General features: G+C 40.0%; 13 protein-coding genes. 1 reads left to right on the forward strand and 12 read right to left on the reverse strand.

Going from position 1 to position 10,399, the window contains the following annotated elements:
- Positions 1-250: 250 nt before the first annotated feature.
- The 3 genes from AB685_RS22805 to AB685_RS22815 form a co-directional block, all read right to left on the reverse strand.
- Entirely contained in the window at positions 251-541 is a 291-nt protein-coding gene (locus tag AB685_RS22805; protein WP_047972874.1) for a hypothetical protein, read from the reverse strand.
- Positions 542-621: 80 nt separating this feature from the next.
- The gene (locus AB685_RS22810) at positions 622-1,278 is read right to left on the reverse strand and encodes a DUF421 domain-containing protein (protein ID WP_047972875.1); all 657 of its coding nucleotides are present in this window, start codon (positions 1,276-1,278) and stop codon (positions 622-624) included.
- A 96-nt stretch (positions 1,279-1,374) separates the two neighbouring features.
- On the reverse strand, positions 1,375-2,661 hold the full coding sequence (locus tag AB685_RS22815; RefSeq protein ID WP_047972876.1) for an ArsB/NhaD family transporter: 1,287 nt from the start codon (positions 2,659-2,661) through the stop codon (positions 1,375-1,377).
- Between the two features lie 155 nt (positions 2,662-2,816).
- On the opposite strand from AB685_RS22815, the gene AB685_RS22820 reads away from it, so the two are divergent.
- Positions 2,817-3,200: a TIGR04086 family membrane protein gene (locus AB685_RS22820; protein ID WP_053073925.1), complete on the forward strand. Its 384-nt coding sequence runs from the start codon at positions 2,817-2,819 to the stop codon at positions 3,198-3,200.
- A gap of 286 nt (positions 3,201-3,486) precedes the next feature.
- Here the strand turns inward: AB685_RS22820 and yajC are convergent, their stop codons facing one another.
- The 9 genes from yajC to AB685_RS31435 all read right to left on the reverse strand — a co-directional run.
- Positions 3,487-3,750, reverse strand: coding sequence for a preprotein translocase subunit YajC (gene yajC, locus AB685_RS22825; protein WP_047972878.1), 264 nt, complete (start codon positions 3,748-3,750; stop codon positions 3,487-3,489).
- Between the two features lie 38 nt (positions 3,751-3,788).
- Entirely contained in the window at positions 3,789-4,928 is a 1,140-nt protein-coding gene (gene tgt / locus AB685_RS22830) for a tRNA guanosine(34) transglycosylase Tgt (protein ID WP_047972879.1), read from the reverse strand.
- Between the two features lie 35 nt (positions 4,929-4,963).
- The gene (gene queA, locus AB685_RS22835) at positions 4,964-5,989 is read right to left on the reverse strand and encodes a tRNA preQ1(34) S-adenosylmethionine ribosyltransferase-isomerase QueA (RefSeq protein WP_047972880.1); all 1,026 of its coding nucleotides are present in this window, start codon (positions 5,987-5,989) and stop codon (positions 4,964-4,966) included.
- 84 nt (positions 5,990-6,073) lie between these two features.
- The gene (locus tag AB685_RS22840; RefSeq protein WP_047972881.1) at positions 6,074-6,289 is read right to left on the reverse strand and encodes a DUF2905 domain-containing protein; all 216 of its coding nucleotides are present in this window, start codon (positions 6,287-6,289) and stop codon (positions 6,074-6,076) included.
- Complete coding sequence (gene ruvB, locus AB685_RS22845) at positions 6,286-7,287, reverse strand: Holliday junction branch migration DNA helicase RuvB (protein WP_047972882.1); 1,002 nt, start codon at positions 7,285-7,287, stop codon at positions 6,286-6,288. Before ruvB ends, AB685_RS22840 begins: the two co-directional genes overlap by 4 nt.
- Before the next feature lie 19 nt (positions 7,288-7,306).
- Complete coding sequence (gene ruvA / locus AB685_RS22850) at positions 7,307-7,924, reverse strand: Holliday junction branch migration protein RuvA (RefSeq protein ID WP_047972883.1); 618 nt, start codon at positions 7,922-7,924, stop codon at positions 7,307-7,309.
- A 114-nt stretch (positions 7,925-8,038) separates the two neighbouring features.
- The gene (locus AB685_RS22855; RefSeq protein ID WP_241773365.1) at positions 8,039-8,641 is read right to left on the reverse strand and encodes a BofC C-terminal domain-containing protein; all 603 of its coding nucleotides are present in this window, start codon (positions 8,639-8,641) and stop codon (positions 8,039-8,041) included.
- Between the two features lie 148 nt (positions 8,642-8,789).
- On the reverse strand, positions 8,790-9,854 hold the full coding sequence (locus AB685_RS22860; RefSeq protein WP_047972885.1) for a YhcN/YlaJ family sporulation lipoprotein: 1,065 nt from the start codon (positions 9,852-9,854) through the stop codon (positions 8,790-8,792).
- Positions 9,855-9,996: 142 nt separating this feature from the next.
- The coding region (locus AB685_RS31435) for a hypothetical protein (protein WP_157860747.1) at positions 9,997-10,399 on the reverse strand (403 nt) is incomplete at its 5' end.

The raw sequence follows: 10,399 nt of genomic DNA on the forward strand, positions 1-10,399 counted from the left end.
GCACAGCACAACTGATTCCGGAAAAAATAATCCAATTAAAATACCGACAATAATACCAATTACTAATTTCGCTAAAAGTTTCATCTTCTACCCTCCAAATTGTCTCTCTAAGAAGAACAAATGTATATTGCTATTTTACATATCTTTTTTTAGAATACAAGGATTCACGATATATTCAGAATAGTAAGTTTTCAAAACAATAGAAAAAAGCTAACCTCTTTCTCAAGATTAGCTTCAAATATTCAGGATCTTACCACAAGAAAAAGGCACTAGCAAGGGCAAATCCTCCAATGGCAGCAAGCGCAATTGGGACCACATTATTAGATGGACAACAGGATGGTGGATAAGGTGGCTGGTAATAGCCATAACCATACCCTCCGCTACGATCATACGATTCCTGCTCCCCAGCTTGTTCAAGTTCCAAGTAAACATGGCCCGAATCAACGCTGACTAATTTCCCTGTATAAGTTATTCCCGAAACATCTGTAATCGTCACTCGCTGACCTTGATGTTCTTTTGCAAGCTCATAATAGTTAGACACAAGCGAACCTCCTTTTTGTCGTTCATATATAAGATATGAACGAACCAAAAAGCATGTCTCCACCTATAACTAGTTTTAGCTTACTGTTCGTCTTTAAGATCTACAAAAAACGATTGATCATCCCTTAAAGCACAATACGATATATTTTTAATATCTCTGTATCCAATTTTTCTCATTTCTTGCCTTAACCATAACGGTGTTTTGTCGATTTTTTTCAAATGCTCCTCTTGAACCTTTCCATCTAGGATAAGGGGTAAGGGGAGATTGGAACCTTTCTTTTCAGCATCCTTTGATTTTTCAATAACGGAAAGTTTGCCAGAAGGTTCTAAAATGGCAAATTCAACATCAGAAAGCTTTCCTATCTTGTTCTGTCTTAGCTGCACAAGTAAGTCATCAAAGTTATAGCGTTGCTTACGCATTTCATGTTCATCGATCTTTCCTTCTTTTATTAATACAGAAGGCTCCCCATCTAATAAGTCACGTAATTTTTCACTTTTTAACGAGAAAACCGCAAACGTAATTTGAATAATGGATAGCACAAAAATGGGGATTAATGAATGAATCATTGGCGCTTGAAAGTTATCAATCGAAATCACTGCAAGTTCAGCAATCATGATTGATACAACAAAATCAAGAACCGATAATTGCCCTATTTCTCGTTTACCCATTAAGCGTAAGACAAGTAGAATAATGACATACACCAAAACTGTACGAAGGATGATTGTCACAAAGTCCATCGCTCACGCCCCCTCAATCTCAAACTCAGTCTTTAATGAGTAGTATGTGCAGAGATTGTGAGCTAATGAATTGAAGCTTTTGGAAAGAGAACTCAGTTAAAAATAAATTAGATAGCGTAAATAAATATAAATGCTTGATATAATAAAAGAAATAAGAGCAATCGGTGCACCTACTTTTAAAAATTCCAGATAGCTGAATGGTTGCTTTGCTTTTAAAGCCATTCCAGCTACAATCACGTTTGCCGTCGCTCCAATAATGGTTGCATTTCCTCCTAAACAAGCCCCTAGAGCAAGCGACCACCATAATGGATCTAGATTAGTCATTCCATACTCTTGAAATTCTAAAATGACTGGAATCATTGCCGCTACAAATGGAATATTATCTACAAATCCGCTAAGGATGCCAGCTCCMCATAAAATAAACATCGCCGTCTTAGGCAAATCACCGTCCGTATAATATATAATAGCCTTTGCAAACTCATCAATGATCCCGACCTCTTTTAATCCACCAACCAGCATGAAAAGTCCGATAAAAAAGAAAAGAGTTACCCATTCAACCGACTTGAATACTTCCTCTACATCGAGCTCATCTTGAGTGATTAACATCAATAATAAAGCCCCTACCATTGCAATACTAGTCAACTCAATATGTAATAAAGGTTGAATCACAAAGGCAACAGTAGTTGCTCCTAGAACAGTAACCGATTTAATTAACAAGGTTCTATCTTTGATAAAATCTGCAGGTTGGAGCATTTTTAACTTCATCTGATGCTCAACTTTAACAGAAAGCTGTTTTCGGTAATAAAAAACCAATCCTGCCATCACTAATAAAAAAATGATGATAACAACTGGACTTAAGTGCACGATAAAATCATTAAAGTTTAAATGCCCAACTGCCTGACCAATCATTAAATTAGGAGGGTCTCCAATTAATGTAGCTGTTCCACCAATATTAGACGCCATGACAATGGATAATAAAAACGGAACCGCATTGAGCTTTAAAAGGGAGGTTAATGTAAAAATAATCGGTACAATTAAAAGCACCGTTGTCACATTGTTTAAAAAAGCAGAGCCAAAAGCAGTAAAAGTTGAGATCACAATAAGTAAAGGGATGGGTCTGCCCTCTACCCATTTCGYCATAGAGACAGCAACATATTCAAAAAAACCGCTCTGACTTGTGATGGAAACTAAAATCATCATTGCCAGTAAAAGTGTAATCGTATGCCAATCGATATGCTGCAAAAAGGCAGCTTCTATTTCATATACACCGAACACAAGCATCAACACGCCACCTAGACAAGCGACCACTGCCCGGTTCAGTTTTTCGGTCATAATAAAGAAATAACTGATGATAAAAATGATTAACGCAAAGGTTACTGCCATGTTTGTACTCCTCTCGTCCACATTTCTATCATCCTATGACACGCTTGATTTAAACATGTCCTTTATTCTGCTTATCCAATCTTTTATGTCTATTTTATACAAGCCCGAATAAGCTTTAAAAAGAGGTTAAAWACATGACAAAGGGGTGTGGAAAATTGGCTTCTAGAAGTTTTTTCCCAGCTGTATTTTGGGGATTAAGTGCAATTTTAGTAATTGCTCTGTCTTTTAGTTTACTTACTTCCTTATTTTTAACATTTACTTCTTATACGGAGGAATCAATCGGCTGGCTTATCATTGGAGTAGCGTGCTTATCAATGTTTATTGGAGGGTTTATGTCAGGAGCAAAAGCAAAGTCAAGAGGTTGGATGGCAGGTGCTCTAACAGCCTTGTTATTTACCTTAATAACTTTTCTTGTCCAATTCCTTGGCTACAACGAGGTATTCACAACTGGACAGTACGCCTTTCACGGCGCCTATCTGCTACTCGCAGCATTAGGTGGCATCATTGGAGTGAATATAGCAAGCAACTCACAAAAATAAAGAAAGCACAGCCAAATGGCTGTGCTTTCTTATGTATGACTGATGTCTAACTTCATTGACTCAGATAATCGTCCGCTTCTCTTTGGCAAACGAAGCAAAAGAGCTTCTCATTGCCAAACCTCCAGCCTCCTCATATCTAAACGAATCATTCCGCTTTTCAATGTCCAGCTTCGGCTCCTTGACCTGCGGGTAAAAATGGTGAATCAAATGAAGTCAAACTGCGACTTCATCTTGCCCCCCCTTATTTTACCGCATGCCAGAACAGTCGCCTCCGCCTTTCATATTATCAATCTGGGTTGACTACTTCGCGGWCTGCTGCGCGGTCAAACGTTAGCTTACGGTTATCGTTTACAAGAACGATGAGTACATCCTCATCGATTGCATCGATTACACCGTGTATGCCACCAATTGTGATGATTTTGTCACCACGTTGAAGGTTTGAGTGCATGTCACGAATTGATTTCTGACGCTTTTGTTGTGGACGAATAAGCAAGAAATAAAAAATCGCAAACATTAGAATTAGTGGTAATAATGTACCAAGAATCTCCATTCATTTTCCCCCCTTTCCTTACTTTACAAGCTATATGATTAGAAGTTCTTTGCATTTGGCTTGTTGAAGCCGTATTGTTCAAAAAACTCTTCTCTAAAGTCAAGCAAACGATCATCACGAATTGCTTGTCTTACCTGCTCCATTAAGTTTAACAGGAAATACAGGTTATGATAAGTCGTAAGCCTAAATCCGAACGTTTCGTCACACTTAATTAAATGGCGAATATACGCTCTTGAATAGTTTTGACAAACATGACAATCACAGTTCTCATCAAGAGGACGGAAATCGCGTGCAAACTTTGCATTTCGAACGACTAAGCGRCCTTCACTTGTCATACAAGTACCATTTCTAGCAATACGAGTAGGAAGCACACAATCGAACATATCAATCCCACGAATCGCCCCATCAATTAGTGAATCAGGAGATCCAACTCCCATTAGATAACGGGCTTTGTCATCTGGTAACCAAGGTGTTGTAAACTCTAACACACGGTTCATCACATCTTTTGGTTCGCCTACTGATAACCCACCAACAGCGTAACCAGGGAAATCCATTGATACGAGGTCTTTAGCACTTTGCTTTCTCAGCTCTTCGTACTCCCCACCTTGTACAATTCCGAATAAACCTTGGTCTTCTGGACGTTTATGAGCACTTAAACAACGTTCAGCCCAGCGACTCGTACGCTCAACCGATTTTTTCATGTAGTCATATTCAGCAGGATAAGGAGGACATTCATCAAATGCCATCATAATATCTGACCCAAGCGCATTTTGAATATCCATTGCACCTTCAGGACTTAAGAAAAGTTTCTCCCCACTCATGTGGTTGCGAAAATGAACACCCTCTTCTTCAATCTTACGCAAAGCACTTAAACTAAATACTTGAAATCCACCAGAATCCGTTAAAATTGGACGATCCCAGTTCATAAATTTATGAAGGCCGCCTGCTTCTTTGACGATATCATGCCCCGGACGTAACCAAAGGTGATAGGTGTTACTTAAAATAATCTGAGCGTTCATATCATAAAGATCTTCCGGGCTCATTGTTTTAACTGTTGCAAGTGTTCCAACAGGCATAAAAATGGGTGTTTCAAATGTACCGTGTGGTGTGTGTACACGCCCAAGTCTAGCACCTGATTGTTTACACGTTTTAATTAATTCATAGGTGACTGCTGCCATAGCGTCCCATCCTCCTTGTCACTCTCATTTCTTATCTAACGAATAAACATTGCATCACCAAAGCTGAAGAAACGATACCGTTCCATAACCGCATGGTTGTATGCCCCGATGATATGCTCTCTTCCGGCAAGAGCACTTACAAGCATGACAAGCGTAGACTTAGGTAAGTGGAAATTCGTTAACAATCCGTCAATCCCTTTAAATGTATAACCTGGGTAAATAAAAATGGACGTCCAACCAGATGCCTCACAAAAAACACCATGTTCATTCATGATTGTCTCAAGTGTTCTAGCTGAAGTGGTACCGACTGCTACGACTTTGCCGCCATTCTCTTTAACCTCTGTAAGTAAGCGTGCGGTTCCTTCACTCATTTGATAATATTCTGCATGCATCTCATGGGATTCAACATCCTCCACACTAACTGGCCTAAATGTTCCAAGCCCGACATGCAAAGTGATAAAGGCTAAGTGAACACCTTTATCTTGTAGAGTTTGCAGCAGTTCTTCTGTAAAATGCAACCCTGCCGTTGGAGCTGCTGCAGATCCTCTATTTTTAGCAAAAACTGTCTGATAACGTTCTTGGTCATCAAGTTGTTCTTTAATATAAGGTGGCAAAGGCATTTCTCCCAATTGGTCAAGAACCTCATGAAGAATCCCGTCGTATTGTAACTCAACTACTCGTCCACCTTGATCGCTTTCATCTACACAAGTAGCAGTGAGAAGGCCATCTCCAAAATCAATCGTTGTACCAACCTTCATTCGCTTTGCAGGCTTCGCAAGAGTCTCCCATTTATCACCTTCAAGCTGCTTTAATAACAGCAACTCAATTTTAGCTCCGGTATCCTTTTTCACACCGTACAATCTAGCTGGTAACACTCTTGTATCATTTAATACTAAGCAATCACCTGGTTTCAAATAGTCGGTTACTGAAGAGAAGACATCATCCTTAATCGAGCCATTTTCTTTATCTAAAACAAGCAAACGAGACGCCGTTCGATCAAGGAGCGGCGTCTGTGCGATCAATTCATCTGGTAAATAAAAATCAAAATCACGTACATCCATGTAAATTCACCTTTTCATCCGTTCTAAGACATCTTTTCTAGAATACCGAACCTTGTTTTATTAAGCAAGGAAAATTCATCTCGCTTACCGGAATCGTCCGAATAAAAATAAAATCAAAGAAAGAACGATACTTWCGACAATCGAGGTCATGATCGGAAAGTAAAACGTGGAATTCTCTCGTTTGATTAAAATATCTCCGGGCAAGCGGCCAATTGATGTTTTTGAGAGTAGCGGCCATAACAGCCCAACCACAATGCAAATAACCCCAATCCCAATCAACACTTTCGATACTGTACTCATTTAGTCGGCTCCTCAAGATTGAAATGTTCATAACAAGCAGGTGTGACCATTCTTCCTCTCGGTGTGCGCTGTAAGAAACCAATTTGTAATAAATAGGGCTCATATACATCTTCAATCGTTTCAGACTCTTCTCCTATAGTCGCAGAGATTGTCTCAAGACCAACAGGACCACCTCGGAATTTTTCAATCATCCCTATTAGTAATTTATGGTCAATATGATCAAGTCCTAGACGGTCAACTTGTAATTTCTCTAGAGCATTTGCTGCAAGTTCAACAGAAATCGTGCCGTTGCCCATAACTTGCGCAAAATCCCTTACACGACGTAGCAGACGATTCGCAATACGAGGAGTTCCTCTTGAACGTCTAGCAATTTCTACTGCGGCAGCTTCTTCTAATACCGTTTCAAAAATAGCTGCTGTTCGTTTTACAATGACCGCAAGTTCCGCTTCTGTATAATATTCTAAACGTGCCATTACTCCAAAGCGATCACGTAGCGGTGCTGAGAGCATCCCTGCTCGAGTTGTTGCTCCTACGAGGGTAAAAGGTGGTAAGTCTAGACGAACGGACCTGGCGGTTGGGCCTTTCCCAATCACAATGTCTAAACRAAAGTCCTCCATTGCTGGATAAAGTACCTCCTCGACCATGCGATTTAGACGATGTATTTCATCAATGAACAAAACATCACCAGGCTCAAGCGCTGTAAGAATAGCTGCTAAATCACCTGGCCTCTCAATTGCTGGACCTGAAGTGGTTCGCATTTGTACTCCCATCTCTGTTGCGATGATACCAGATAAAGTGGTTTTACCAAGACCAGGTGGCCCATATAAAAGCACATGATCAAGGCACTCTTCACGCATTTTGGCAGCTTCTATAAAAACTTGCAGGTTTTGCTTTACTTTTTCTTGCCCAATGTWCTGATTTAAATCCGTTGGGCGAATGGTTTGATCAAGTGATTCCTCTAGTCCTTGAGATTCCGCAGAGACCATACGCTCATCCATTCATCTCCACCTCCTCATTTTAGATTTTCAGCATTAATTTCAAAGCTTTTTTAATATAAGCATCCGTTTCCATTACTTCCTCTTCAAGCTTAGGACGAACCTTTTTCAATTCTTTTTCTACATATCCAAGTGCTCGTAGTGCTTCAAGCGCTTCTTCAAGCTCTTCATTTACTTGGTTAACGGCTTGTTTTGATCCAGAAATTAATCCGTCTGAATCTGTGAATAAACTTGGAGCAAATTCATCAAGCTTCCCTTTTAAGTCTAAAATAATTTGTCTAGCTGTCTTTTTACCAACGCCAGGAAACTTCACTAATAATGCCTCGTCTTCTTCTTCAATCGCCCGCACCACATGCTCCGGTTGACCTGAAGCAAGAATCGCTAATGCACCTTTAGGACCAATMCCTGATACATTGAGTAATTTCTCAAATAAAGCCCTCTCTGCCTTTGTCTCAAACCCAAATAACCGAATAAGATCCTCCCTCACATGATGATAGGTAAAAATCTTAATCTTCTCCTCTAATTGGCGCTGGAAACGGTAAGGGTTCGGACAATACACCTGATAGCCTAACCCTTGGTGGTCCACTACGATATATTGTGTTTCGATGTCCACTAACACTCCATTTATGTAATCAATCACTTTGAACTCCCTCTCCATTATACGAACGTTTATTTCTATTTTAGCATATTTCCCCGACCTTCGTATAATCGCATCGTGCTCAAAATAAAAAAGCTGCCTGTTAACCAGACAGCCTTAAAATTCAGCTTCTTTATACTCTGCAAATACTTCTAACACTTCTTCATAATGATCCTTATCTCCAACAGGAATACCTTTAGCAAGCTCAGAATGCTGCTTACTTTTCAACTTCTTTGTATCAACTTGAAAAAACGACTGAATCACTTGTTCATCTTGAGGAACACCTTCAAAAATCGATAAAATTCCATCTTCAGTAATCCCAAAGTAACCGTTCATTTTTAAATCCGGAGAGATATCATCAATTTCTTTTTGAAAGACCATTCGCTCCTCAGATTGAGTTTGTAAAGTCCAATCCTCATAATGAGCCCAAAAATCTTCCATTGCCCAAATCGTTTCTTCAGTCTGCTCTTCGATGACTTCACCGTCCATATAGAGGTATTGCAAGGTCACATTCATCGTTGTAGGAGCTAATACTTCAAACGCGTCAGAAGGAGTATCATTCTCATTAAAATCAGTTTGAACATGCCCTCGTTCTGATTGAACAAATAATAACGTAAAGGTTGTAACTAGTATTAACAGAAGCATGATGAGAATAGTGTTTCCCTTTTTCTTTTTTAATTCTTGAAGCACTTTCACCATGTTCACCACCGTTCGATTCATTAGTAAATTCAGTAAGATATATAAAAACTTCCATTTACAAGTTCAGTCTCTCCGTAAATTGATGTTTTCATTCCTCTCTTATGATAATTCTTCATAAATCAAAAAAAGACAGGGGAATTTCCCCTGTCTTAATGAAGGTTGTATTGTATTACSGTGAACGCTCAAACGGACGTTGTACAGCGCGACCTAAATCTTGTAGCATGTCATTAAATGTTGCTCCAACTTCGTTAAAAGCAGCACCAGTACGTAATTCATCATCCATTGTACGGATGCGTCCTACTGTATTCTTATCTGTTACAACGCGTACATCTTTTCCTTCAACTTGTTGTTGAACGACCTTTTGGACACGATTCTTGATCTTTTCATTGTTAGCATCTGTTTGAACACCTACTACTACGTCGTTTTCATGTACAATGACACGACAATCCTCAACACCTTCAATWTCATCGACTCGATTAGCTAATTGTTGAGCCGTTTTCCCGTCATAATCTTTATGGTAATTAGCCGTAGTTGTGCGTTGACCCGTTAATGATTCCGCACCACGTCTGGCAGCACCCATTCCACGATTTGCACCATGCTCTAGTGCACCAGCACCTTGACGCACTCCTTGACCAAGAGCACCAGCACCTTGACGCACTCCTTGTTCAAGTGCCCCAGCTCCGCGGCGAACACCATGCTCCATTGTTCCTGCACCACGATTTGTCATTCCTAGACCTTCACCTGTACGGTTCATCGTGCCACGTTGACCAAAGTTCATTGCCCCTTGACGATTATGTGTACCATAGCGCGTATTGGCATGGCCACGTAACAATCCATCTTCATCAACCATACCTGGTCGATCATTTCCTGTGATACCAGCTCGGCCCATTCCAGGTCGAGTTTGGTTAGCACGGTACCCATCACGTCCTGCAGATTGGAACCCTTTGTCACGCGTTTGATAGTTGTTTAAATGTGTGCGTGTTCTTTGTCCTGCAGGTTGATCGAGTCTTCCATAAGCACCACCAGCACGACGATTATCAGGTGTCATCATATCTGTAACTGGACCTTGACCACCGTAACGTGAACTTGTATAAGCACCACTCATGTCTTGTGATTCAAAACCTGTATTTTGATAATTGTTGTTCATGGTTCTAGCTTGATTGTCTGTACCACATGCAGTCATACTACTTAAAATCATTGTTGCTGCGGCAACCGTCAATGCTACTTTTTTCATTTTTGAATTCCCCCTTTCAACAATTAATGTGGCTAAAATCATCTAACTTTACTCTGTTAGTTATTGGGGAGAAATGAAAATAATAATCGAAATGATTAAGTCAAAAGAAAAAGCAGCCTAAGAAATAGGCTGCTTCTAATCATTAATCTTCATAATCATCAGTTTCACGATATTGATTAAGATGTTGAAGTTGTTCATAATCATTAGCTGACATCATTTGTCCATTTGTTCCATACATCATTGGTTGATTCATTTGACCCATCATTTGCATTTGTTGATTCGCTTGGGCCATTGACTGCATAGACTGATTCGCCTGTGCTCCCATATTCATTGGCATCATCGATTGATTTGCCTGTGGTCCCATATTCATTGGCATCATCGGTTGATTTGCCTGTGGTCCCATATTCATTGGCATCATCGGTTGATTTGCCTGTGGTCCCATATTCATTGGCATCATCGATTGATTTGCCTGTGGTCCCATATTCATTGGCATCATCGGTTGATTTGCCTGTGGTCCCATATTCATTGGCATCATCGGTTGATTT

The organism is Bacillus sp. LL01, from assembly GCF_001037965.1.

What these genes read in the sequence shown, in the direction of transcription:
- queA (WP_047972880.1), bottom strand. Translation starts at nt 5,989, where the DNA reads ATGGATGTACGTGATTTTGATTTTTATTTACCAGATGAATTGATCGCA.
- AB685_RS22810 (WP_047972875.1), bottom strand. Translation starts at nt 1,278, where the DNA reads ATGGACTTTGTGACAATCATCCTTCGTACAGTTTTGGTGTATGTCATT.
- AB685_RS22855 (WP_241773365.1), bottom strand. Translation starts at nt 8,641, where the DNA reads ATGAATCGAACGGTGGTGAACATGGTGAAAGTGCTTCAAGAATTAAAA.